Source organism: Pseudomonas sp. LB3P81 (genome assembly GCF_054897965.1).
Genome location: NZ_JBUBVG010000001.1, coordinates 2,921,293 through 2,945,750 on the forward strand (window position 1 = coordinate 2,921,293; position 24,458 = coordinate 2,945,750).

At 59.7% G+C, this 24,458-nt stretch carries 26 protein-coding genes; 8 read left to right on the forward strand and 18 right to left on the reverse strand.

What is annotated here, in order from left to right; all coding sequences use genetic code 11:
• The first annotated feature begins 55 nt into the window (after window positions 1–55).
• From ACYZTL_RS13440 to ACYZTL_RS13460, 5 genes are read left to right on the forward strand one after another with little or no spacing between them, the layout of a single operon-like run.
• Window positions 56–547 (forward strand): hypothetical protein, encoded by a 492-nt coding sequence (locus ACYZTL_RS13440; RefSeq protein ID WP_461952196.1) that lies wholly within the window; start codon window positions 56–58, stop codon window positions 545–547.
• The gene (locus tag ACYZTL_RS13445; protein WP_461952197.1) at window positions 544–1,740 is read left to right on the forward strand and encodes a beta-ketoacyl-[acyl-carrier-protein] synthase family protein; all 1,197 of its coding nucleotides are present in this window, start codon (window positions 544–546) and stop codon (window positions 1,738–1,740) included. Before ACYZTL_RS13440 ends, ACYZTL_RS13445 begins: the two co-directional genes overlap by 4 nt.
• Window positions 1,737–2,213 (forward strand): hotdog family protein, encoded by a 477-nt coding sequence (locus ACYZTL_RS13450; protein ID WP_461952198.1) that lies wholly within the window; start codon window positions 1,737–1,739, stop codon window positions 2,211–2,213. Before ACYZTL_RS13445 ends, ACYZTL_RS13450 begins: the two co-directional genes overlap by 4 nt.
• Window positions 2,210–2,938, forward strand: a complete 729-nt coding sequence (gene fabG / locus ACYZTL_RS13455) for a 3-oxoacyl-ACP reductase FabG (RefSeq protein WP_461952199.1) — start codon at window positions 2,210–2,212, stop codon at window positions 2,936–2,938. Before ACYZTL_RS13450 ends, fabG begins: the two co-directional genes overlap by 4 nt.
• Window positions 2,938–4,164, forward strand: a complete 1,227-nt coding sequence (locus tag ACYZTL_RS13460; RefSeq protein ID WP_461952200.1) for a beta-ketoacyl-ACP synthase — start codon at window positions 2,938–2,940, stop codon at window positions 4,162–4,164. Before fabG ends, ACYZTL_RS13460 begins: the two co-directional genes overlap by 1 nt.
• 207 nt (window positions 4,165–4,371) lie before the next feature.
• On the opposite strand, the gene ACYZTL_RS13465 is transcribed toward ACYZTL_RS13460, so the two are convergent.
• From ACYZTL_RS13465 to ACYZTL_RS13475, 3 genes are all read right to left on the reverse strand, one after another.
• The gene (locus ACYZTL_RS13465) at window positions 4,372–4,755 is read right to left on the reverse strand and encodes a type II toxin-antitoxin system PemK/MazF family toxin (protein ID WP_461952201.1); all 384 of its coding nucleotides are present in this window, start codon (window positions 4,753–4,755) and stop codon (window positions 4,372–4,374) included.
• 109 nt (window positions 4,756–4,864) lie between these two features.
• Complete coding sequence (locus ACYZTL_RS13470) at window positions 4,865–5,131, reverse strand: DUF6124 family protein (RefSeq protein ID WP_461952202.1); 267 nt, start codon at window positions 5,129–5,131, stop codon at window positions 4,865–4,867.
• Between the two features lie 521 nt (window positions 5,132–5,652).
• Complete coding sequence (locus tag ACYZTL_RS13475; protein WP_461952203.1) at window positions 5,653–6,555, reverse strand: LysR family transcriptional regulator; 903 nt, start codon at window positions 6,553–6,555, stop codon at window positions 5,653–5,655.
• 118 nt (window positions 6,556–6,673) lie between these two features.
• On the opposite strand from ACYZTL_RS13475, the gene ACYZTL_RS13480 reads away from it, so the two are divergent.
• The 3 genes from ACYZTL_RS13480 (at window position 6,674) to ACYZTL_RS13490 (ending at window position 9,931) form a co-directional block, all read left to right on the forward strand.
• Entirely contained in the window at window positions 6,674–7,936 is a 1,263-nt protein-coding gene (locus ACYZTL_RS13480) for an MFS transporter (protein WP_461952204.1), read from the forward strand.
• A 79-nt stretch (window positions 7,937–8,015) separates the two neighbouring features.
• Window positions 8,016–9,290: an AAA family ATPase gene (locus ACYZTL_RS13485; RefSeq protein WP_461952205.1), complete on the forward strand. Its 1,275-nt coding sequence runs from the start codon at window positions 8,016–8,018 to the stop codon at window positions 9,288–9,290.
• Entirely contained in the window at window positions 9,287–9,931 is a 645-nt protein-coding gene (locus ACYZTL_RS13490) for a retron system putative HNH endonuclease (protein ID WP_461952206.1), read from the forward strand. The genes ACYZTL_RS13485 and ACYZTL_RS13490 overlap by 4 nt, the downstream gene beginning before the upstream one ends.
• Window positions 9,932–9,970: 39 nt before the next feature.
• Here the strand turns inward: ACYZTL_RS13490 and gspM are convergent, their stop codons facing one another.
• The 15 genes from gspM to ACYZTL_RS13565 all read right to left on the reverse strand — a co-directional run bounded on the left by gspM (window position 9,971) and on the right by ACYZTL_RS13565 (window position 24,431).
• Window positions 9,971–10,402: a type II secretion system protein GspM gene (gspM, locus tag ACYZTL_RS13495; protein WP_461952207.1), complete on the reverse strand. Its 432-nt coding sequence runs from the start codon at window positions 10,400–10,402 to the stop codon at window positions 9,971–9,973.
• Entirely contained in the window at window positions 10,399–11,505 is a 1,107-nt protein-coding gene (gspL, locus tag ACYZTL_RS13500) for a type II secretion system protein GspL (RefSeq protein ID WP_461952208.1), read from the reverse strand. Before gspL ends, gspM begins: the two co-directional genes overlap by 4 nt.
• Window positions 11,502–12,353 (reverse strand): type II secretion system protein GspK, encoded by an 852-nt coding sequence (locus ACYZTL_RS13505; protein WP_461952209.1) that lies wholly within the window; start codon window positions 12,351–12,353, stop codon window positions 11,502–11,504. The genes gspL and ACYZTL_RS13505 overlap by 4 nt, the downstream gene beginning before the upstream one ends.
• Window positions 12,350–12,892: a type II secretion system protein GspJ gene (locus ACYZTL_RS13510; RefSeq protein WP_461952210.1), complete on the reverse strand. Its 543-nt coding sequence runs from the start codon at window positions 12,890–12,892 to the stop codon at window positions 12,350–12,352. The genes ACYZTL_RS13505 and ACYZTL_RS13510 overlap by 4 nt, the downstream gene beginning before the upstream one ends.
• Entirely contained in the window at window positions 12,885–13,268 is a 384-nt protein-coding gene (gene gspI / locus ACYZTL_RS13515) for a type II secretion system minor pseudopilin GspI (RefSeq protein WP_461952211.1), read from the reverse strand. Before gspI ends, ACYZTL_RS13510 begins: the two co-directional genes overlap by 8 nt.
• Window positions 13,261–13,728, reverse strand: a complete 468-nt coding sequence (gene gspH, locus ACYZTL_RS13520) for a type II secretion system minor pseudopilin GspH (RefSeq protein WP_461952212.1) — start codon at window positions 13,726–13,728, stop codon at window positions 13,261–13,263. Before gspH ends, gspI begins: the two co-directional genes overlap by 8 nt.
• Window positions 13,729–13,731: 3 nt before the next feature.
• Window positions 13,732–14,187, reverse strand: coding sequence for a type II secretion system major pseudopilin GspG (gspG, locus tag ACYZTL_RS13525; protein ID WP_461952213.1), 456 nt, complete (start codon window positions 14,185–14,187; stop codon window positions 13,732–13,734).
• Window positions 14,188–14,190: 3 nt separating this feature from the next.
• Window positions 14,191–15,399, reverse strand: coding sequence for a type II secretion system inner membrane protein GspF (gene gspF / locus ACYZTL_RS13530; protein ID WP_461952214.1), 1,209 nt, complete (start codon window positions 15,397–15,399; stop codon window positions 14,191–14,193).
• Window positions 15,400–15,402: 3 nt separating this feature from the next.
• Window positions 15,403–16,875 (reverse strand): type II secretion system ATPase GspE, encoded by a 1,473-nt coding sequence (gspE, locus tag ACYZTL_RS13535; RefSeq protein ID WP_461952215.1) that lies wholly within the window; start codon window positions 16,873–16,875, stop codon window positions 15,403–15,405.
• Window positions 16,872–18,800 (reverse strand): type II secretion system secretin GspD, encoded by a 1,929-nt coding sequence (gene gspD, locus ACYZTL_RS13540; protein ID WP_461952216.1) that lies wholly within the window; start codon window positions 18,798–18,800, stop codon window positions 16,872–16,874. The genes gspE and gspD overlap by 4 nt, the downstream gene beginning before the upstream one ends.
• A gap of 8 nt (window positions 18,801–18,808) precedes the next feature.
• Window positions 18,809–19,318, reverse strand: a complete 510-nt coding sequence (locus ACYZTL_RS13545) for a hypothetical protein (protein ID WP_461952217.1) — start codon at window positions 19,316–19,318, stop codon at window positions 18,809–18,811.
• A complete protein-coding gene (locus tag ACYZTL_RS13550) occupies window positions 19,315–19,857 on the reverse strand; it encodes a cytochrome b (protein WP_461952218.1) in 543 nt (180 codons plus the stop codon). Before ACYZTL_RS13550 ends, ACYZTL_RS13545 begins: the two co-directional genes overlap by 4 nt.
• 79 nt (window positions 19,858–19,936) lie before the next feature.
• Window positions 19,937–21,397 carry an N-acetylglucosamine-binding protein GbpA gene (gbpA, locus tag ACYZTL_RS13555; protein ID WP_461952219.1) on the reverse strand — a complete coding sequence of 487 codons (1,461 nt, stop codon included), beginning with the start codon at window positions 21,395–21,397 and terminating at the stop codon, window positions 19,937–19,939.
• A 293-nt stretch (window positions 21,398–21,690) separates the two neighbouring features.
• Window positions 21,691–22,758, reverse strand: coding sequence for a uroporphyrinogen decarboxylase (hemE, locus tag ACYZTL_RS13560; RefSeq protein WP_461952220.1), 1,068 nt, complete (start codon window positions 22,756–22,758; stop codon window positions 21,691–21,693).
• A gap of 254 nt (window positions 22,759–23,012) precedes the next feature.
• Window positions 23,013–24,431, reverse strand: a complete 1,419-nt coding sequence (locus ACYZTL_RS13565) for an FAD-dependent oxidoreductase (protein WP_017336129.1) — start codon at window positions 24,429–24,431, stop codon at window positions 23,013–23,015.
• Between the last annotated feature and the right edge of the window lie 27 nt (window positions 24,432–24,458).

Consider the following 24,458-nt stretch of genomic DNA (forward strand, 5'->3'; position numbering starts at 1 on the left):
GCTCGCGAAAAACGTCTGGACAACGCGTTTATTCAGACAGTACGCATTATCGTTGATGTCCATCGCGAGCAAGCTCGCTCCTACAGGGTGCGCGTTGTTGCTGTGCGCCTGCGCCAGCCAGGCGCCGCTGCCCGAGCAAACCCCGAACGTGCCGTTGCCACAACAATTGCACATCCAGCGTCTGCTGGACGGCCAGCGTCAGGATTGGGTGCTGGTGATTGCCCGTGAAGGCCCCAGCATTCGCTGGTCGATGATGGACTTGCTGGGCATTCCACAGGCACGTCAGAAACTGATCGACGGCCAATGGCAGGCTGACGGCTTGCTGCCGCCCAATCCGGAAGCACGGGAATTGTTCGCCGCTTTGCTGTTTGCGCTGACGCCCAAAGATGAACTGCCTGGCAACTACCCCGGCGCCTGGCAGCATGGCGCACAACGCTCCCTGCCGTCGCACTGGGAAGTCCGTTACTCACAACCGTTGAGCTTTGAATTGAACCTGCCCAAAGGTCCGAAGTATCTAGTCTCACCCCTGAGCGGTGAGATGCCATGACCGCCTACCTCAACGCCCTCGGGGTGATCTGCGCCCTGGGCCGCGACAAACAGGAAGTCGCGCGCAATCTGTTTGCCGGTGACTGTTCCGGCATGCGCAGCGAGGCCGGCTGGGTGCCGGAGCGCTCGTTGCCGGTGGCCGCAGTGCGCGGCGAACTGGCGCCGATCCCGGCGGAACTGGCGAAGCAAAGCAGCCGCAACAATCAGTTGTTGCTGGAAGCCGCGCTGCAAATCCGCGACGACATCGATCAAGCAATCCAGACTTACGGCCGCGACCGCATCGGCGTGATCCTCGGCACCAGCACTTCCGGCATTGATGAAGCCAGTCACGGGTTGGCTCATTACATCCGCGAGCATCAGTTCCCGGCCGATTACGACTATCAGCAACAGGAACTCGGCGCGCCAGCGAATTTCCTTGCCGACTGGCTGCAACTCAGCGGCCCGGCCTATGTGATTTCCACGGCCTGCACCTCCAGCGCCCGGGCGCTGATGAGTGCCCAGCGCCTGCTGGACCTGGGCCTGTGCGACGCGGTGCTGTGCGGCGGCGTCGACACTTTGTGCAAACTGACCCTCAACGGGTTCTCGGCGTTGGAAGCGGTGTCCGAACAACGCTGCAACCCGTTCTCGGTCAACCGCAACGGCATCAACATCGGCGAAGCGGCGGTGCTGTTCCTGATGACCAAAGTGGCTGGCGACAAACAATCGATTGCCCTGTTGGGCAGTGGCGCCAGCTCCGATGCGCACCACATTTCCGCGCCGGAACCGACCGGCCGTGGCGCCCTGCAAGCGATGCGCAAAGCCTTGAGCCGGGCGAACCTGCAACCTGAACAGATCGGTTACCTGAACCTGCACGGCACCGCCACCCAGCACAACGACGCCATGGAAAGCCTGGCGGTGACGGCGCTGTTTCCGACCGGAGTACCGTGTTCGTCGACCAAACCGATGACCGGCCACACCCTCGGAGCGGCCGGCGCACTGGAAGCGGCGTTCTGCTGGTTGAGCCTGAGCGCTGACAATCAAAAACATGCGTTGCCGCCGCATGTCTGGGACGGCCAGCCCGACCCTGAACTGCCGGCCCTGAAGTGGGTGACCCCGGCCAATCGCCTGGCGTCCATTGCACCTCGCTACCTGATGAGCAATTCCTTTGCCTTCGGTGGCAATAACGTCAGCCTGATTATCGGAGACGCCCCATGATTGACTGGCCGCTCGCCGAACTGCTGCCTCACGCTGGCGACATGATCCTCATCGATCAGATCCTCGCGTTCGATGACGAGCAGATCCACACCCGCCTTACCGTCAAACCCGAGGGTCTGTTCAGTCGTCCCGACGGCAGCCTGCCGGCGTGGGTCGGCATCGAATTGATGGCCCAAAGCGTGGCCGCCTACGCCGGTTGCCATGCGCGCCAGCGGGGCGATGCGGTGGAGCTGGGCTTTTTGCTCGGCACCCGAAAATTCGAATGCAACGTCGAACATTTTCCCGCCGGCACCGAGCTGACCATCCACGGGATTCGCTCGCTGGAGGACGACAACGGCATGGGCGTGTTCGAATGCCACATCAACGCCCCCGGCATTCACGCCACCGCTCGTCTGAACGTGTTTCGCCCGCCTCAGGCCGCTCAATATCTTCATGAAACCCCACAAAGCTCTTCACAAGGGACGCAGCCATGACTGAATCCGTACTGGTCACCGGTTCCAGCCGTGGCATCGGCCGCGCAATTGCGTTGCGTCTTGCCCAGGCCGGGCATGACATCGTGCTGCATTGCCGCAGCGGGCTTGCAGACGCTGAGGCCGTGAAGATCAAAGTCGAAGCCTTGGGCCGCAACGCGCGCATCCTGCAATTCGATGTATCCGACCGCGCCAGCTGCAAAGCCATTCTCGAAGCCGACGTGGAAAGCCACGGCGCCTATTACGGCGTGGTGCTCAACGCCGGCCTGACGCGTGACGGTGCTTTTCCGGCGCTGAGCGAGGATGATTGGGATGTGGTGATGCGCACCAACCTCGACGGTTTCTACAATGTGCTGCACCCGGTGATGATGCCGATGATTCGTCGTCGCGCCGCCGGGCGGATTGTCTGTATCACTTCGGTTTCGGGGTTGATCGGCAATCGCGGACAGGTCAACTACAGCGCCTCCAAGGCCGGTTTGATCGGCGCGGCAAAAGCGTTGGCGATTGAACTGGGCAAGCGCAAAATCACCGTCAACTGTGTCGCACCCGGCCTGATCGACACAGCCATGCTCGACGAAAACGTGCCGGTGGACGAACTGATGAAAATGATTCCCGCACAGCGCATGGGCACCCCGGAAGAGGTGGCCGGCGCGGTGAATTTCCTGATGTCGGCGGAAGCGTCGTACATCACCCGGCAGGTTCTGGCCGTCAACGGAGGCCTGTGCTGATGAAGCGCGTCGTCGTCACCGGCATGGCCGGCATCACCTCACTGGGCAGCGACTGGAAAACCATCGTCGCCAACTTCGCGGCCAACCGCAGCGGCATCCGACGGATGGACGAGTGGGATCGTTTCACTGAACTCAACACGCGCCTGGCCGGGCCCATCGATGACTTCAAGGTGCCGAGCCACTGGACGCGCAAGCAGCTGCGCAGCATGGGTCGGGTTTCGCGCCTGGCTGTCGGCGCAGCGGAGAAGGCGTTGGCCGATGCGGGTTTGCTGGGTGACGCGTCGATCAAGGACGGCCGCATGGGCGTCGCGTGCGGCTCATCCACGGGCAGCACCGACGAGATCAAGGCGTTCGGCAACATGCTGCTCAACTCCGTGGCCGAAGGCCTGAACGCCAACTCCTACGTGCGCATGATGCCGCACACCACGGCGGCGAACATCAGCATCTTCTTCGGTCTCACCGGCCGGCTGATCCCGACCTCCAGCGCTTGCACCAGCGGCAGTCAGGGCATTGGTTACGCCTACGAATCGATCAAGTTCGGCCGCCTGCCCTTGATGCTCGCCGGCGGCGCCGAAGAACTGTGCCCCACCGAAGCGATGGTCTTCGATGCGCTCTACGCCACCAGCCTGAAAAACGATGCGCCACAGACGTCCCCGCGTCCCTACGACAGCGGTCGCGATGGCCTGGTGATCGGTGAAGGCGGCGGCATGCTGGTGCTTGAAGAACTGGAACACGCGCTGGCGCGTGGCGCGCACATTCACGCTGAACTCGTCGGTTTCGGCAGCAACGCCGACGGCCAGCACACTACGCGTCCGGAGCAGGCCACCATGCGCCGGGCCATGGAACTGGCCCTCGAAGACGCCGGTTTGCAGCCTTCGGACATCGGCTACGTCAACGGTCACGGCACCGCGACCGAACAGGGCGACATCGCCGAAACACTGGCGACCAGCAGCCTGTTCGGCGAACACATGCCGATCAGTTCGCAGAAGAGTTTTCTCGGCCACACACTGGGAGCGTGCGGTGCACTGGAGTCCTGGTTCAGCATTGAAATGATGAACAGCGATTTGTACACGCACACCTTCAACCTTGATGAGGTTGATCCGCATTGTGGGAAGCTTGATTACCTGCGTGGCGAGTTTCGGCAGATGAGTAATCAGTATGTGATGAACAATAATTTTGCGTTTGGTGGGGTGAATACTTCGCTGATTTTTAAGCGCTGGTCGTAACGCCAGAAACGACAAGGGCGCCTTTCGGCGCCCCTTCACAGACAGGTCGGCTTGTCATCGCCATCTACCTGCCTGGCTCTGCGATGGCTGGTTGCCCAGGATCCTCAGAGTCTCACAAGCCCCTTTCGGGAACGCGGGCAGTATCACTTGAAACCGTGCCGGGAGCAACGGCTGGCAGTTCGCCCAACAGCGCCGTGTCTCATGCCATCACACGCCAAGGGCGCTACGTACTGCAACTTTGATTGCGTGGAACTCATCTGTTTCAAGTTGTGAAACGACAAAAATACGTTTGCCATGCCGATCTCGGCTTTTGATTCGGTCAAGTCTGGAAAGGCTTACTGTCGCAATCATGTCGCATTTTGCCCAGCAGGTCGGACTCGCCCCTTGAAGGTGACTGTGTAGTTCCAGATGGTGATCGAGTAAACGATCCGGAGCGGTGGTGCTCAGCGGAACGACCGTAACCAATAAACTGTTGGTCCTGTGTTTACGTATCACGACAACAGGCCTGACCTTGATCATCTCCGGGGCTTCATACCCCCTGAAATCGCAAATCAGTACGCTGCCTTCTTTGGGCTGATAGAGAAGTGGCATCCGTGGCACTCATAGAAATAAATCAATTCTGCGCAACAAGCGGGCAAATAATTCAACCGGATTGTTGATCGATCCCACGCGGATGCGCGGGAGCAATCGGTTGCATAGCTCAGGGTGGATCGAGGTTATCCAGCACCCGGTTCACCGCCAGTTCGCCCAGCATGATCGACTGTTGAATGCCCAATAGTGTGTTGCAGTGCGATCCCTCCAGATATCTCACGAAATCGCTCGCCATGACATTCGCTGATGCCAGGGATTCACAGGCGTATGTCAACAAGGCCAGGTTGTCGATATCGGGGGAGACGAAGAAGATTGTGCTCGGCTGACGTCGAGTGTCCGGATCGGTGTCGGGTGGATTTGCTGTTGTGTTAGTCATAATTCGGCTTCCTACAAAATGCGGCCACCGAGTTGCTACTAATCAAAAGGGTGGCAGCTGTGCGCAGGTTAGTAGACCGGGGAAGCGCGAAGCCGGCGCGCCCGAAGGCGCCCTGCGCACTGCTGCCATCAAGCGCAGGTATAGAAATACCTGACTGAATGGAACGCAAATACGCTTCGCAAAACACCGAGCTACTAAACCCGATCACTGGAAATCAGTGATGCGAATCAAGTTACCGATGGCCCCCAAAGCGCACAAGCCGGCGGATTCTGGATTAGTTGTAGGCAATGCCGCAAGGCGCTGTGGCCTGTTCAAGGTAGTTCGGAAATGTCCCACGGTGATGAGTGAAACCTCCGATGGATCAATACCTCCTAGCCACCAACAACTGCCATTTCTAGAGTGTTCTTGCGGACGCTTTCGCGGGCACGCCCGCTCCCACAGGGTTCGGCAGTGTCGTAACAATCGTGCTCACACCGCAGAAACTGTGGGAGCGGGCTTGCCCGCGATTGACGGCAAAGCCGTCAGGATTTCAATGGATCAACCTTACGCATCAACAACTCCACAAACGCCTTCGCCATCGGCGATTTCTGATCCTTGCGCTGCACCAGCCACACAGCCGAAACCGCGTCGGGATCAAGCAACGGCCGATAAACCACGCCATCAATCCGCATCCGCTGATAAGACGCCGGCAGCACCGACACTCCCAACCCCGCCGCCACCAGACCGATGATCGTCATCGCCTCACCCGCCTCTTGCGCAAAGTGCGGGCTGAAACCGACATCCCGCGCCAGGCTGATCAACTGCGCGTACAAACCACTGCCATAACTGCGTGGGAAAAACACGAACGGTTCGAGCGCCAATGCCGACAGAAACAATCCCGCTTCACTGCCCTGCACCAACGGATGCTTGGAACTGAGCACGGCTACCAGCGGCTCTCGCATCAGTTCCACCACGCTGAGCGAGTCCGGCAACCCCAACGGCCGCATGATCCCGACCTCGATCGACTCGTCCACCAGCGCATCGGCCACTTGGGTGCTGCTCATTTCCCGCAGGCTCAAATGCACCGCTGGAAAGCGCTGGCGAAACGAAAAAATCGCCTGAGGAATGGTCGAGTTGAACGGTGCCGACGAGGTGAAGCCAATCTTCAATTCACCCAGCTCACCCAACTGCGCCCGTCGCGCAACATCAGCCGCTTTATCGACCTGCGCCAGCACCAATCGCGCCTCTTCCAGAAACAGCCGACCGGCCTCACTCAGCTCGACCCGACGATTGGTCCGTTCGAACAATCGCGCGCCGACCTCCTGTTCCAACGCCTGAATCTGCTGACTCAACGGCGGTTGCGAGATGCCCAGCACCTGAGCGGCACGGCCGAAGTGCAGTTCTTCGGCGACGGCGATGAAGTAGCGCAAATGACGCAGTTCCATGAAAACCCCATTAGGTCGTAAAACCTCTTAAACAGGTCGAACAATATATTGGATTGAATCATTAGGCAGCTATATGCTTTTTTCATTGCCTGACCGGCTGCCTGCCCCGAGGTCTGAAGTGAAAACTGCTGTCGCTCCAATCGCCCATGAAGTTCCGCCCGCCGCGCTCGAGTTCAAGGAAATCTACATCGAAAAAGGCACGCCTATGTTCATGCGCACGGTGTTGGCCTTGTTCTCCGGCGGCTTCGCGACTTTTGCACTGCTGTACTGCGTGCAACCGATGATGCCGCTGCTGTCCCACGAATACTCCATCAACGCGGCGCAGAGCAGCCTGATTCTTTCGGTGGCCACCGGCATGCTTGCCATCGGTTTGCTGATCACTGGCCCGATCTCCGACCGTGTCGGGCGCAAACCGGTGATGGTGACGGCGCTGTTTGCCGCAGCGTTGTGCACCATCGCCAGTTCGATTATGCCGAGCTGGCACGGCGTGTTGGTGATGCGCGCGCTGATCGGCTTGTCGTTGAGCGGCCTGGCGGCGGTCGCCATGACGTACCTGAGCGAAGAGATTCATCCTCAGCACATCGGCCTGGCGATGGGTCTGTACATCGGCGGCAACGCTATCGGCGGAATGTGTGGACGCTTGATTACCGGGGTGTTGATCGACTTCGTCAGCTGGCACACGGCGATGCTGGTGATCGGCGGCCTGGCGCTGATCGCGGCGGCGGTGTTCTGGAAAATCCTTCCCGAATCGCGCAACTTCCGCGCTCGCTCGCTGCACCCGCGCAGCTTGCTCGACGGCTTCACCATGCACTTTCGCGATGCCGGCCTGCCGCTGTTGTTCCTCGAGGCCTTCGTGCTGATGGGCGCGTTCGTCACGCTGTTCAACTACATCGGTTATCGCCTGCTGGCCGACCCGTATGACATGGACCAGGCCTTCGTCGGGCTGCTCTCGGTGGTGTACCTGTCGGGCATCTACAGCTCGGCGAAGATCGGTGCACTGGCGGACAAACTGGGCCGACGCCAGGTGCTTTGGGCCACCATCGTACTGATGCTCGCCGGCCTCGCCCTGACCATGCTCACACCACTGCCGGTGGTGATCATCGGCATGCTGATTTTCACCTTCGGTTTCTTCGGCGCGCACTCGGTGGCGAGCAGCTGGATCGGCCGCCGTGCCACCAAAGCCAAGGGGCAGGCATCGTCACTGTATTTGTTCAGCTACTACGCCGGGTCGAGCATTGCCGGCACGGCGGGAGGGGTGTTCTGGCACCTGGGTGGGTGGAACGGGATCGGGCTGTTTATTGGCGCGTTGCTGGTGGTGGCGTTACTGATTGCGTTGAAACTGGCGAAGTTGCCGCTGTTGCCGGGGGCTGCACAGGTTTAGCCACAACTGCGCCCTAGCGGTAATCGCGAGCCAAGGTACACTGACGACATTCCGTCAGTCTTGGTAAAGGGAAGCCAGAATGCGCCTGGACCGTCTCCACATTCAGAATTTTCGTTGCTACGAAGATGCCACTTTCGACTTTCAGCCGGGTTTCAATCTGGTGGTGGGGGTTAATGGGAGTGGGAAGACTTCGTTGTTGCAGGCGGTGGCAACTGCTTTTGTAGACTTCGCAGCAGCAACAACAGGAAAGAGCCAAACATTTCTGTCCGAAGAAGACATTCGATTTGTAATAGATAAATTTGAAGGTCGCAGCAGATTCGAGCGTCGCTACCCAGTTCAACTTGCTGCTTCTGGAGGTATTTTCGATAGGTCTCAGTGGGGTATCCATATAGATAGGCAGGACCTACCTCACCTGTCGGATATTTTGCTGGACGTAGAAGTAACGGAAAAAATTTCTCGCATCGATAAAGGTGAATCTGTTGACCTACCAGTCCTAGCGTTCTATCGCAGTGACCGACGCTGGAAAGGTGCAGCAGTTTCATCTGAATTCGCAGCGAGCCAACGCTTATCTCGTCTCGATGGTTACAACGACTGGAATGATGCCGCCGCCAATCTGAAGGACTTCGAAAGCTGGATCATTGGAAAAACGCTTGAGCGTATGCAGTGGCTTCTCGAGGCGGGCTCGCCAATCTCGGGTAAAGAGACCGAGCTAACGTGGGTTAACGCTGCTATTAAGCACGGTATCGCTGGCGCCGTTGGTATTCGCTATGACCTCAGGCTTCAAAGCTTGATGGTAGATATGATCGATGACAAAACGTTTCCGTTTAACGATCTTAGCGATGGGCAACGTGGCATGGTTGCCTTGTTCACCGATATCGCCCGACGCATGTGCATCCTCAACCCCCACATGGGCAAGGATGTACTGAAAAACACTTCAGGTGTCGTCATCATCGACGAACTGGATATTCATCTTCATCCAGCCTGGCAACGCAACATCGTTCCAGCATTGAAGACAGCGTTCCCGAAAATTCAGTTCATCGCCGCCAGCCACTCACCTCAAATCATCGGCAGCCTGAAGCCTGAAGAAGTCATCGTTCTGAACAACGGCGATGCATCCCACCCACGCGTTACCTACGGCCTGGACTCCAGCAGTGTGCTTGAGGAAGTCATGGGTGTTACTCAGCGCGAACCCGAAATTGAAAGACTGCTTTCAGAGCTGTTCTCAACACTGGAAGACAACGACCTCAAAAAGGCGCAATCGCAACTTCAGGCGCTGAAGAAAAAAGCTCCTGACCTTCCGGAGTTTGCCGGAGCCGAGGCGTTGATCAGGCGCAAGGAGATCCTCGGAAAATGAAGCGAGTGCTCAAAGGAACTGAACCCGCTTCATTTACAGAATGGAAAAACTCGGCAAACGATGAGTGGACTCCGACTTATTCAACGCTGCAAAACCCGCAAAAGCGGGACTTGCACGATAGCCTCTTGCAGGAACAAGGCTTCTTCTGCTGCTACTGCGGTAGAGAAATAGAAGCCACCAACAGCCATATCGAACACTTCAGGCCTCAGGAGCATTACGAGGAACTGGCGTTGGAGTATCACAACCTTCATACCTCCTGCCTGCGCGAAACCAAGCCTGGCAATCCACTGCACTGTGGTCACCGCAAAGGTAACTGGTTCGATGAAGCGCAGCACATCTCACCTATGGATGAGCGCAGCGAACTGCGTTTCCGCTATCTGCAAACGGGCGAAATTCAACCAGCCGAGTCGGACGATACACCAGCAAGCAAGATGATTGACGTGCTGGCGCTAGACATCGCCTACCTCAACAATCGCCGTGAGCGAGTAATCCTCCAAGTGTTCGATAAGGATTTCATTGCACTGGCCAGCAATGAGGACCTTACTCGTCTCGTAGATGCAATTCGACTCACTGGTGTACCTGATCAAAAACCTTTCGATCACGTCATAGCCCGCTATGCCGAACAACTTCTCGGACTCTGAAACAAAAAACGCCCGACACAAGACGGGCGTTTTTTTCCATTACCTGAGCACCACCCGCGCCTCAAGCACCAAATCCCGCTTTTCCAGCGTCATCGATTGCACCACAGCCCCATCACGCTCGGCACGGTCCAGCCACTGCAACAGCGTCTTTGCCTCACCGCTGAGAGTCAAACGCAACAGGTCGTTGTCAGCCTCCATCTGATGCAGTTCAAGCCCCGCCGCTGCGGCGCTTTCGCTGATACGCAGCGACAAGGGCTGATCAGTGACGACCGCAACGGAGCTTCGAGGTTGCGCCCGTTGCAGCTGCGCAGCCAGAGCCAGTTGCTGTTGATGCCGGCGCTCGACGGCTTCCAGACGCTGACGGCCCGGTTGCCAGATCAGGCTGAACGCTGCGACAACCAGTAAAAACACACCCACGGCCAGCAACAGTCGTTGCTCACGAATGGACAGGCGTTGCCAGACGGCTTTCATGTGTTGTCCTCCACAACCAGTGTCGCCTGCACGCGATTGCGCTCTTTGCTCGCACTGTCGAGCCTGACCGGCACACCTTGCTGCCGTCCGCGTTCACGCAGTTGCTCAAGCTCGGCAAAACTGTTGGCGGTCAGCTGGACTTTCCAACCGTCACCCGCACGAAATTCGATACGCCGGACCTCGACATGACTCGCGCCAATGACCTGCTCGACCAGATTCACCAAACCGGCAATACGTGTTTTCTCCGGCTCAGCGGTCTGGCTTTGCAGCACCTTGAGCTGCGTCGCCAGGTCTACGATGCGGCTCTGGTCAGGGTAAAGCGCCTTGAACCGCTGCTCGTTCTGGCTGTAGAGCCGACGGGTTTCACCCTCGATAAAATGGATTCGCGTGGCGCTGGCGCCCCAGGTCAGCAGCAACAGCATCAGTAGCGCCAATCCACCGAAATGCCAGGGCAGACGTTTGCCGCGCGGGGCGAATGCGCCTTGCAGCAGGTTGATGGCCTGGGTGTGGCGAAGTGTCAGGCACTGGTCGACATCGACCGCGTCGTGACGCTCGTCGATCCACCGGATATCCGGGGGCAAGGCCGGTCTGAGCGAGGTCAGCCCGTCATCCGACACCGCCACGCGGGCCGGCATCCCGCCGCCGATCAGCCATCGACCGAACCACCGGACGACGACCGCCTGAGCCCCGGGCAACACATCGGCATCGACAAAGACCGAACGGACTCCAACGCTCGACTCGGCCAGCAGTGCGAGCACAGCGGCAAATCGCTCTCGACCGATCACCATCACCGGGTAGCGCCCTTCCCGGTCGCGAGCGCCAATGCCCAGATGCAGTTTCTCCAGCGCGTCACTCAGTTGATCTTCTACGGCAAACGCGATGGCCTGTGCGCCGGGTTGGCGCCTGGAAGGCCACGGGTCGCTGCGGACCCAACTGCACAACTCCATGGGCAACAGCAGATCGACCGTTTGCCCGTTCAGTGCCTGCGCAGCTTGGCTCAATGGCATGAGCTGGCGTTGGCCGGTCGAAGACCACAGGCAGCACGGCCAGTCGGTCGACGGTTCGGCCAGGCCCTCGGCGGTCAGGTAAAGCCAGGTGTTCATCGCAGCATCTCATGGGTACTCGAAGGAAGAAGGCGTCGTTGCAGGATCTTGAATTGGTGCGTGTCGGGGTCTCGCTCGACATCAGTGGCCAGCCGCAAACGACTCTGCCCCTGAATGACCTGCACCGTGATCCGGAACCAGCGGCTGCCGGTGCCCAGCCCATGACTGCTCAGGCCTGCACTGGAGAGCAGCGGGTCCTGAGTAAAGGCCTGAACGCTCGCCCATGCAGTCGCCGACCGCTGACGGACCAACGCGTCGGCTGTCGTCGCCTCCACGCCATCGAGCGCCCTCAATAACAGCGCCGGCGCGGTGTTGATGTTCAGAGCGGCGTCTGCGGGAAGCAACGCGACCCAGGGTTCCAGTTGACGCAATAGCTGACCGTCGACACCTGGAAGCAGGCGCAGCTGGCTCAGTTCTTTTAATGCGCCGACCTGACTCAGTTGCAGTGGCGCAAGATCGAGCAGCTCGAGCAAGCGTCCCCAACGATTAAGGGTGACCTGATCTACCTGACCCTGGGTCAACAATGCATTGAGATTGAAGCGCCCGGCGAGGTCTTCGATATCGACGCGCAGTTGCGCGTCCTCGATGTCGAACTCGGGCATCATCCGCGCCCAGTCCTGAGTCAGGTCGACTGTTTTTTGCGAAGCCCGCGCGGCATCCTGTAGCTGCAAAAGCGCCCAGGTTTCCCCGGCACCCGCCAGTTGCCGCAAGTACACGTGATGCACCGCTTGCCCGCTGCTTTGCAACGACAAACGATGACTGCGCAGCATGCCGCTGGTGATCAACAACGCCAGACTCATGACCAGCAGCACACTGATCAGCGCGATGCCCCGTTGACGCCCGCTCATGGCAACGCGCCCGGCAACAGCAGCACCCGACGGATCGCCTCGAAACGGCCCACCGACACTTGCAGTTCCACTGCCAGCGGCGCCTTCGCGTCTCGCCCGGACGGCCACTCGTTGCGCCATCCGGTTTGGCGATCGAACAAGCGCCAGCTCAAGTCCCGAACATCGTCGAGAAGTTTTTGCCGCTGCATGATGGGCGTGCCTTCACCCTGGCTTTCACGCCACAGCACACCGTTATCGAGTCGGTACGTCAGTGTCTGACGCTCGCTGCGGGGCTGGTCCAGCGGATTGCGCCAGTGGCTGCGCTGCAACTGCAGCACTGTTTGCCGGAGCACGACAGGCTGCTCGGTGACCTGCATCAAGTCTCGCTCAATCGCCGCCACCGCCCGTTGCAGGCTTCTGAACTCACGCTCGTGGGCTGTCGCGCCCTGCTGCGCGCGCACGACGCCATCGAACAAGCCCCAACTGGCCAGGCCGAGCAAAGCGAATATCGCCATGGCGATCACCAGCTCCAGCAAGGTGAAACCGGTTTGCCTATTCATGACGATCGGGTATCCAGCCACTGGCGCGGTGCAGGGTTTGCTCGCGACCGGAAAGGCTGACGTCAACGTCCACCTTGAGCAGTCGCGGGTCAGTCGATGCGCTGATGTGCTGGCGCAGCAGCCAGTCGCGGCGATCCATGTGCACCACGCGCTGCTGTTGGCCGAGGGTCAACCCGGGTTGCAGGCGCAGTTCATTCAAATGGTTATCGGCCAACCAGCCGGCGAAGAGTCGTTCCTCGACCGCGCCGGTCTGCTTCAACACGTATTGGCTCGCCGACAGCACGGCCGCCGCCAGCGTCGAGAAAACCGCCAGGGCCACCATGATTTCCAGCAGAGTGAACCCACGCATGCGCGCCCGCGACAGGCCCTTAACCATCAATCACTGCCTCACTCAGACCATCGCTCGAAAGGCTCAGGAGCGTGCTGTCCCGGGTGGCGAACGTCAGCGTGAAGACGCTGGTCTCATCGCTGCTGAGCATCAGTAATTGCGGTGGTCCTTCATCGGCTCCCAGCATCAGGGAATGCCCATCCTGCTCAAGGTGTAGCCGCAAGGTTTCAGGCCACTTGTAAACCGCAGACACCGGCTCCCAGCCTTGAGCACCGAGCCGCATCGCGCGGTAACCGCCATCACTGAGCCGCAGGCCGTATTCCTCGCCATCCAGCACCGCCCGTTCACGCAGCTGTTGAATCAAGCCCGCCATCCCGTGCGCTTCGTGCCGCGCCTGACGCACCGGATTCGGCCCGACGACAAAACTCACCATGCCCAGCAGCACGCCGATAACCACGATGACGATCATCAACTCGAGCAAGGTAAACCCGCGGCAACGTTGGCGCATGAATCAGTCGCCCCAGTTGCCGATGTCGGCCGCATGCCCTTCGCCGCCCACCACGCCGTCGGAGCCCAGGGAATACAAGTCGTAGCTGCCGTCGATCGATTGCACGCCGGGATTGAGAAACTGATAGGGCGTGCCCCACGGGTCGACCGGCAGGCTTTTCAGGTAACCCTGAGGGTTCCAGTTCCTCGCCGCCGGCATACCCGAAGGTCGTTTGCTCAAGGCTTCCAGCCCTTGCTGCGTCGAGGGGTACTGGAAGTTGTCGAGGCGGTACATTTCCAGGGCGGTGGCGATGGCCTGGATATCAATTTTGGCGGCGGTGACCTTGGCCTGATCGGGCCGGCTCATGAACTGCGGCACCACGATGGCCCCCAGCACGCCGATGATCACGACCACCACCATGATTTCAATCAGGGTAAAACCGCGCTGGGCGCGACGAGGATTGCTGCGTAGAGAGTGCATGGGTCAATTCACCAATTGGTTGAGGCTGAGAATCGGTAGAAGAATGGCCATGACGATCAGCAGCACGACGCCGCCCATCAGCACCAGCATGGCCGGTTCGAAGAGGCTCACGACCAGCGCAATCCGCGCCGCCAGGCTGTTTTCCTGTTGCTCGGCGGCCCGTACCAGCATGTGATCGAGTTCGCCGGCGCGTTCGCCGCTGGCGATCATGTGCAGCATCATCGGCGGGATGTCGCCGCTGAGTTCCAGGCCACGGGTCAGGGTTCCGCCTTCGCGTACGGAGCGGGCGACATCGACCATGCGCGCGCGGATGGTCAGGTTGCCGATGACGGCGGCGGCGATTTCCAGTGCATCCACCAGCGGCACGGCACTTTTGCCGAGGATCGCCAGGGTGCTGGCAAACCGTGCGGCTTCCATCGCCCGCAATACCTCGCCCGCTATCGGCAGCTTCAACGCCAGTCGATGCCAGCGCAGGCGCCAGAGCGGTTGGCGCAAACTCCAGCGGCAAAGACCGATCAACGTCGCCAGCACGCCTATCAATGGCAGGAAATGGTTGCGCAGACCGTCGCTCAAACCGATCAGCGCCTGAGTCAACCAAGGCAACGGCTGGCCGCTGTCGACGAAGATTTTCACCACGTCCGGCACCACGTAACCGAGCAGGAAACCCACGATCGCCACGCTGACCAGCATCAGGATCAACGGGTACACCAGGGCCATCTGGATTTTCTGTCGCGATGCCTGACGCGCCTGGGTGTAGGCCGCCAGTTGCTCCAGCACATGACCCAAGTGCCCGGAACGCTCACCGGCGGCGACGGTGGCGCGAAACAGTTCAGGGAAGGCTTTGGGAAACAGACCCAACGCGGTTGAAAGGGCATGACCTTCCATCACCCGGCTGCGGACCGCCGACAACAGGCCGGCGACCTTGCGCCTGGCACTCTGTTTGGTCACCGCTTCCAACGCTTCTTCCAGGGGCAGACCGGCCTGAACGAGCGTGGACAACTGCAGCGTCAACAGCGCCAGTTCAGCCGCGCCCAGACGCCCGCTGCGGGGTTGCGCACCTGCGGCGCCCCCGGTGCTGACCTCATTCAATTCACGCGGCCACAAACCGCGCTCGCGCATCAGCTGTCGGGCATGACGCGGGCTGTCGGCTTCCAGTCGGCCCTTGCAGCGTCTGCCCTGGGCATCGTCAGCGCGGTAGTCGAATGTCGGCACTCGCTAGTCCTCCTGGGTCACGCGCAGTAACTCGTCCAGGCTGGTCACGCCGTCGAGCACCCGTTGCCGACCGTCCTGAAACAGGCTGCGGGATACCTTGCGCGTCTCATCGATCAACGCCTGCTCGCTGGCACCCTGATGAATCAGTGCCGACACGGCCGGCGTGACGCTGATCAGTTCGTAGATGCCGATACGCCCGCGATAACCGTGCTGGCACTGATCGCACCCCACGGCGCTGAACAGCTGCGGTGGCGCCGCCGCATCGAGCCCCAGACGCTGACACACGGCCGCATCGGCGCGGTACGACGCCTTGCAGTGCGGGCACAGCGTGCGCAGTAAACGTTGAGCCAGAATGCCCACCAGCGACGACGCCAGCAGGTAGGCATCAACCCCCATGTCCACCAGCCGCGTCACCGCACCCACCGCGCTGTTGGTGTGCAACGTCGAGAGCACCAGGTGCCCGGTCAGCGAGGCCTGAACGGCGATTTCAGCGGTCTCGCGATCGCGGATTTCACCGACCATCACCACGTCCGGATCCTGACGCAAAATCGCCCGCAAGCCTCGGGCAAAGGTCATGTCCACTTTCGGATTGACCGGCATCTGCCCCACGCCCGGCAGGTGATATTCGATGGGGTCTTCGACCGTGAGAATGTTCCGCGTCTGATCGTTCAGGCTGCTCAGCGCGGCGTACAGACTGGTGGTTTTGCCGGAGCCGGTGGGACCGGTCACCAGCAGAATGCCGTGAGGTTTTCCGAGCAACTGGCGCAATGCTGCGAGGGTATCGGCAGGCATACCGAGTCGCTGCAACTCCAGGCGCCCTGCCTGTTTGTCGAGCAACCGCAACACGACCCGTTCGCCGTGCGCCGACGGCAACGTCGAGACCCGCACATCGACTTCGTGCCCGGCCAGTCGCAGGGCCATCCGACCGTCCTGGGGGATACGTTTTTCAGCGATGTCCAGACGCGCCATGACCTTGATCCGCGACACCAGCAGCGTCGCCAATTCACGCCGGGGCCTGAGCATTTCGCGCAACTGCCCGTCGACCCGCATGCGCACCGACAGAGAGTGCTCAAAGGTTTCCAGGTGCACGTCCGAGGCATGTTCGCGCACCGCTTCGCTGAGCAGGGCGTTGATCAGCCGGATGATCGGCGCGTCGCCCTGCTGCTCCAGCAAGTCGGCGGTTTGCGGAACTTGATCGACCAGGCTGAGCAGGTCCAGTTCGTCGTCCAGCCCCTGGGCCACCTGCTCCGCCGCGCTCTGACCGTCGCGGTAAGCGGCGGCCAGACGCGCGGCGAATACATCGGCATCCAGCACCCGGATTGGCAGATTCCGACCGCACACCCGGCGCGCTTCCGACAGGGCGGTCAGTGGCGTATCGGCTCGCAGCACAAGGCTCGAATCGGGTCCCTCGCACGCCAGCAGAACGCCGAAGCGCCGAGCGAAACCAAAAGGCAGCTGTTCGATTTTTCCGCTCATGGCGTAACCGGCACCTGCTTGCGCAAATCGAACACAGGTGCATCGGGGACCGGGTCGAACAACTGACGCGATTCTGCCGGCAGCAGCAACGAGTTGTTGCCGTGTGCGCCCGGCTGGCTCAACTGTCGCAGCGCGTTGTATCGCTGCTGGCTCACGTCGGCCAGGTCTTCTTTGCTGCGCACGATGGTGGGCCGCAAAAAGACCATCAGATTGCTTTTGGTTTGCGTGTCCCGGGTCCAGCGAAACAGCGCGCCCAGGTAAGGAATGTCGCGCAGCAGCGGCACACCGCTTTGCTGGGTGCGGACGCTGTCGCGGATCAAACCGCCGATCACGATGATCTCGCCATCGTCGGCCAGGATGGTGCTCTTGAGTGCACGTTTGTTGGTGATCAGGTCGGAAGAGTCGATACCGGACACCGACGCTGCAATGTCCGACACTTCCTGCTCCACCTCCAGGCGCAACGTCGAACCTTCGTTGATGTACGGCTTGATCTTCAGGCTGATGCCGACGTCCTTGCGCTCGACGGTGGTAAACGGATTGTCCGCGCCGCTGCTGTTGGTGGCGTAGGAGCCCGTCTTGAACGGCACGTTTTGACCGACGATGATTTCCGCTTCCTGATTGTCCAGGGTCAGCAGGCTTGGAGTGGAGAGCAGATTGCTGTGGGTGTTGCTGGCCAGCGCCGAAATCAGTGCGCCGAATCGGTCACTGCCCAATTGCAGGAGCGCGCCTTCCGGGGCGGATTTTTTCTCGTCGAAGGTCAGCCCGCCAATGATCGGAATGTCGGTGCCGGGGAAGTTGATAAAGCCCTTCGCGTCACCGCTGCTGATGCCCCACTGGACGCCTACGGCTTCGGCGATGTCTCCGGAAATTTCGACGATGGCGGCATGGATCAGCACTTGGGCCCGAGGCTGGTCCAACTGGCGCACGATGTTTTCGATGGTGCGGATTTGCGCGGGCTCGGCGATCAGCACCAACGCGTTCTGGCTTTCGTCGGCCTTGATCATGAACGTAGCGCTGGACGCGTTATCCTTCACGCCGCCAAGGGTCGATGCCTGTTTTCGACCCTGCCCCATCGTTTCCAGAATGTCGGCCAATTGCTTGGCATCGCTGTGGCGCAAACGAATGACCCGGGCATTGTCGAGGGACGCGGTGGCAGGCGTGTCCAGGCCACGCGCCAGATCGAGCAAGCGCTGGCGAACCGCAGGTGGGCCGATGAAGATCAGGCGGTTGGTCCGGGTATCGGCCAGCACCTGAATCGCCGTATCGGCGTTGCGCTTGCCCAGTGAAGATTCAATGATCGTCGCCACATCCGCAGCCTGGGCGTGACGCAATTGCACCACGGCATGCAGGTTGTTCTGCCCCGAATCCAGCTGATGCACGACCTTGGCAATGCGACCCACATTGGCAGCCGTATCGGTGACGACCAGCGCATTGGCCGACACCGACGGGCCGACGTAACCGTTGACCGACACCAATGGCCGGACCAACCCGGCAATATCGGAGGCGCTGCTGGTGTTCAATTCGATGACCTGCGTGACGAACTGCGACGCCGTGGCGTTTTTTGCAGTGCCTTGGCCTGCACGGGTTTTCGCTTCGGTGACCGGCGTGATCAGTATTCGGTCACCTTCGTCGATCACCGTAAAGTTATGGGCATCGAGCACCGAATAAAACAACCGGCGAACGCCCTCGCGGTCGAGGGCCTGGCGGGACATGACGGTGATGCGCCCGGAGACTCTGGGGTCAAGCACCACCGTGGTCCCGAGAATGGTCGAGATTTCTTCAACGATGTCGCGCAACTCGGCATTGTTCATCGCCAGTTGCCATTTTTCTTCCTCGGCCTGCAGTGCCTGATGAAAGAGCGCCATCATCAAAGCGGCCAGAAAAAGAAGGGGGCGCAGGGTATGCGCGCCGATGAAGCTGTTCATGGGTGTGATCACTCTGACTGCCCGGAAAGAGGGCGTAGAAAACGCGTCGAACTGATGGGTGTCTGTGGGTGGGATGGTGAGTCGACTTGGCGCAGGAAACTCGCGGAAGACGTCTGCAACGTCAGCACCTCTTCTCGACCCTTGTTCCACAACACCGCTTGATTCACTTCGACGCGACGCAGAACGCTGCCGCCCGGCAACTGATCCCCCACCTGGTAAATCCGCGAACCTTGAGCGTCCGCCAGCAACGCTCTGGACAACCCTGTGTCGAGGACAAAACTGGCCTGCAAGGTCAGTGGCTCGGCACTGAGCCGCAACGTGGTGTCAGCCGTCAGACCGAGTACCGTTGCGACCGCTGTGGTATCGAGGGGCGCACGGGGCGGTGGCGTCGGCACGGTCGCAGCGAACGACAACGGCGAGGCAAGGCTGTTGCGAAAGCCCCACTCCTGCCACGTCAAAAACGCGCCGTAACCGACGGCTATAACCAGCAGGCAGAGTGTGCTCAGGCGTCTGCTCACTCGAGTCGTTCACTTCGAACAATGCTGCACAAGGACATTCGCCGCAGCACGCGGTGGCCGCACAGCTCATGGACAACGACCGCGCCGACATGCAGCACGACAAGCAACGAAAGGACAACACAGGCCCAAACGTGAATGATCAGGAACCGGGAGATCAGCTCAGGATCGCTCAGCGGCTGAGCTATTTCGACCAGACCGAACACGTCGATCGGGCGATCCATCATCAACACGCCGGTGACCAGCACGACACTGATAACGAGATAGATCAGCGTGTGTGCGAGCAGCGCGAGTTTTTCCATGAAATCAAGGCCTCTCATGCTCGTATGTCGGGCATGAGCGACATAAATAAATAAGCGCCAGACGAAAAACGGTATGAACACCGTGGTCAGCGACACATTGAGAAAAGCGACCCATTGAGCGACCCGTGGCGACACGTCGACGCTGGCGACATAAAAACCGGATATCAGGGTCCAAACGATGACTGCCGCTGATAACCAGTGCAGCCATACGCGTTGGGTGGAATAACCCAAAACCGTCATTTTTCAACTCGATTTTTTCAACTAGAGGATGAACCTTCAGGCGATCCATTCGCGGATCGCCTGAAGTGTTACGGCGGGCTTAAAGCTTGTTCCACGCCATGTGCCAGTGCGCACCTACGCCAGGTTCATAACCATTGGCGTTCGGGTTGTATTGCTTGCAGAAACCGGACTCGGGGAATGGCTTGCATTCGAAGACTTCGTTGGTCTTCGGTTGCAGCACTTTGGTGCCGGCGGTGTACTCAGTGAGGCCTTCGGGGAACACGAAGTCATAGTCGGCACCGGCACCTTCGCCGGTCATGTTGGTCGGTTGGGTGTCCTGGCGAGTGGTACGACCATCCAGAGTGGTGCCGACCAGGGTCAGGGTGTGTTTGCCGGGGTTGCTGCGAACATCGATAACCAGGCTGGAAGTGCCGCTATCGACCTGAGCCGAGGTCGAACCGACTGGCTTGTTGTTCTCATCGAACAAGGTCGCTTCAACGTTCATCTTGCGATTGGAGATCAGGCTGAAGTCGACCTTGGCCAGGCCTTTTTCCAGTACGTATTCCGCTTGCTGAGAAGCTACCGACATGCGTGCAGCGGCGTCTTCCTTCATGTCCAGCTGAACTTCGTAACGGGTTACGCCGCTTTCTTTTTGGGCATACAGGGAGTTGCTGCCACGAACCGGTTCGATGCTGTCCCCATTACGGATACCGGCGCGGATCAGTGTGTGGGTGCTGTTGATTTTTTCTGCCAGTTTGAAGGACCAGTTATTTGGCGAGCCTTCCTCGGCAGTGTCGATGGAGATTTCAACGTCGTAATCCGGGCTAACGCCATTGGCAGAGAATGCACGGGCCTTGACCTTATCGCCGATCAGCAATTGAGCCGACGGTGCAATGCCGCCAACGGAAGACCAGCCACCGGGAAGCGTCTCTGCAAGAATGTTTACATCGGCCATGTTGTGAAAGGCCATGTCGGTGTCGCCGACGGTCCAGAGCGCCAGGATTACATGCTGACCGGACTTGTCCTCGGGGATGGTGCAGTTTTGTTTAGTACCGGAAACCGGCAACTGATGGCCTCCGTCGAAGAAGCAGAATGGAGTACTTTCGAACGAAGCGCGCTCAAGGGGTTTGTTGAGATCCCAGCCGTTACGAGTGATGAAGTACTCATGTTTGGTGGCAGGATGAGCCGCTTTGTATTCCCATTGGAAATCAATGTTGCGGTCCTTGACTTCAGTCAGATGCCAGCGATTGGCAGACTGAGCGTCCAACGCGGAGAACAACGGGTTACTGCCGCTGGCGATCTCACCGTCTTTCGGGCCTTGCAGAACAGCCCCACCTTCGCCGGCAGGGAAACCCTTGTAAGTTTCGCCCACGCTTTGCGGTTCATACGCCGCGCCACCGCAGTTGGCATTCACGCCTTTCTGGCAAAGCAACGCACGCGATGGCGGCACTTCAATGTAGCCATGCGCCGAAACAGTTTGAGACGCCAACATTGCCGATAACAGGATCATTGAAGAGGAGCATGCGGTTAACGCACCTCCTTTGTAGAAAGTTTTTTTCATGATTATGTTCCAGACTACTTATCGAAAATTGAGGCGCCTGGGTGGCGCCGCTGTTCGTAATTCCGTTCGGTGTGCGGCACCGAACGAAGGTCTGAAACGTTACCGGGATGAACGAAGTTTCTATGTAGGACAAGTCGCCGGACACATGAGGATTAGTCTCTCTCTTCACTTTTCTGACAAAGAGAGAAAACATTCTTACAAGAAGACATTCATTAAGCAGGCATGAGTTTTTTAGTGACAAAAAAAAGCCTGTCCGGCGTTAACAGGACAGGCTGATTGGAACGTGAACAAGACTACTCGTGATACTGCGCCGACAACTCATGCACCGCGCGCAGGAACGCACCCGCATGTTCCGGATCGACCTCCGGGGTGATGCCATGACCGAGGTTGAACACGTGACCGCTGCCCTTTCCATAACTGGCGAGGATGCGACCGACTTCGGTGCGAATGGCTTCCGGCTTTGCGTAGAGCACAGTCGGGTCCATGTTGCCCTGCAACGCGACTTTGCTGCCGACGCGATCGCGAGCGTTGCCGATGTCGCAGGTCCAGTCCAGGCCCAGTGCATCAGCGCCAGCGTCGGCGATGCTTTCCAGCCACAGGCCGCCGTTCTTGGTGAACAGGATCACCGGCACTTTGCGACCTTCGTGCTCGCGGATCAGGCCGCTGACGATTTTGCGCATGTAAGCCAGGGAGAATTCCTGGTACGCCGCCGCCGAAAGATTGCCGCCCCAGGTGTCGAAGATCTGCACCGCTTGCGCGCCGGCCATGATCTGGCCGTTGAGGTAGGAAGTGACCGACTGCGCGAGCTTGTCCAGCAGCAGGTGCATGGCTTGCGGGTTGTCGTAGAGCATGGCCTTGGTCTTGCGGAAGTCTTTCGACGAGCCGCCTTCGACCATGTAGGTGGCCAGGGTCCACGGGCTGCCGGAGAAGCCGATCAGCGGCACGCGGCCGTTCAGTTCGCGGCGGATGGTGCTGACCGCGTCCATCACGTAACCGAGGTCTTTGTGCGGATCAGGAATCGGCAGGGCTTCGATATCGGCCAGGGTGCTGACGACTTTCTTGAAGCGCGGACCTTCACCGGTTTCGAAGTACAGGCCCTGGCCCATGGCATCGGGGATGGTGAGGATATCGGAGAACAGGATCGCCGCGTCCAGTTGCGGATAGCGGTCGAGCGGTTGCATTGTGACTTCGCAAGCGAACGCCGGGTTCATGCACAGGCTCATGAAGTCGCCGGCCTTGGCACGGCTGGCGCGGTATTCAGGCAGGTAGCGACCGGCCTGACGCATCATCCAGACAGGCGTGACGTCTACGGGTTGCTTGAGCAGGGCGCGGAGGAAACGGTCGTTCTTCAGGGCAGTCATGTCGGCATCCGGAAAAAAAGTGCGGGCATTTTCTCAGAGCGCGACGCAAAAGGCACGGCAAGAGCCGTGCCTTTTGTCTATCGAGTCAATTTGTCGCGGGGGAATGCGCTGTTTGGCAACACCGAGAAACAACTGTGGGAGCGGGCTTGCTCGCGAAGAGGGCATCACATTCAACATCTTCGTTGACTGATCCACCGCTTTCGCGAGCAAGCCCGCTCCCACATTTTTGATCGAATTCCAGCTTGAGGAAGTGATCAGACGCCCAGGTAGTCGAGGATCCCTTCGGCGGCATTACGGCCTTCGAAGATCGCAGTCACTACCAGGTCAGAACCACGAACCATGTCGCCACCGGCGAAGATTTTCGGGTTGCTGGTCTGGTGCTTGTACTGACCCTGTTCCGGTGCCACAACGCGGCCCTGGCTGTCGGTCTGGATGCTGAACTGCTCGAACCACGGCGCCGGGCTTGGACGGAAACCGAAAGCGATGACCACGGCGTCGGCCGGGATGATCTCTTCAGAACCCGGAATCGGCTCAGGGCTGCGACGGCCACGGGCGTCCGGTTCGCCGAGACGGGTCTCGACCACCTTCACGCCTTCGACCTTGTCTTCACCGACGATGGCGATCGGCTGGCGGTTGTAGAGGAATTTCACGCCTTCTTCCTTGGCGTTCTTCACCTCTTTGCGCGAGCCCGGCATGTTCGCTTCGTCACGACGATAGGCGCAGGTCACCGACTTGGCGCCCTGGCGGATCGAAGTACGGTTGCAGTCCATCGCCGTGTCGCCGCCACCCAGTACCACGACCTTCTTGCCTTTCATGTCGACGAAATCTTCCGGCGACTTTTCAAAGCCCAGGTTGCGGTTGACGTTGGCGATCAGGAAGTCGAGCGCGTCATGCACGCCCGGCAAGTCCTCACCGGCAAAGCCGCCCTTCATGTAGGTGTAAGTGCCCATGCCCATGAACACGGCATCGTATTCTTCGAGCAGTTGCTCGACGGACACATCCTTGCCCACTTCGGTGTTCAGGCGGAACTCGATGCCCATGCCGGTGAAGACTTCGCGGCGATTGCTCAGCACGGTCTTTTCCAGTTTGAATTCCGGGATGCCGAAGGTCAGCAGACCGCCGATTTCCGGGTTCCTGTCGAACACCACCGGGGTCACGCCGCCGCGCACCAGCACGTCGGCACAACCCAGGCCGGCCGGGCCTGCGCCGATAATGGCAACACGTTTGCCGGTCGGCTTGACCTTGGACATGTCCGGACGCCAGCCCATGGCGAACGCGGTGTCGGTGATGTACTTCTCGACCGAACCGATGGTCACCGCGCCGAAGCCGTCGTTGAGCGTGCAGGCACCCTCGCACAGACGATCCTGCGGGCACACCCGGCCGCAGACTTCCGGCAGGGTGTTGGTCTGGTGCGACAGTTCGGCGGCCTGAAGGATGTTGCCCTCGGCCACCAGTTTCAGCCAGTTCGGAATGAAGTTGTGCACCGGGCACTTCCATTCGCAATACGGGTTACCGCAACCCAGGCAGCGGTGGGCCTGATCGGCCGAATGCTGGGGTTTGAAGGGTTCGTAGATCTCCACGAACTCTTTCTTGCGTTGACGCAACAGTTTCTTCTTCGGATCTTTGCGCCCGACGTCGATGAACTGGAAGTCGTTATTCAGACGTTCAGCCATTGTTAAAACCTCATCAAACTCTTCAGG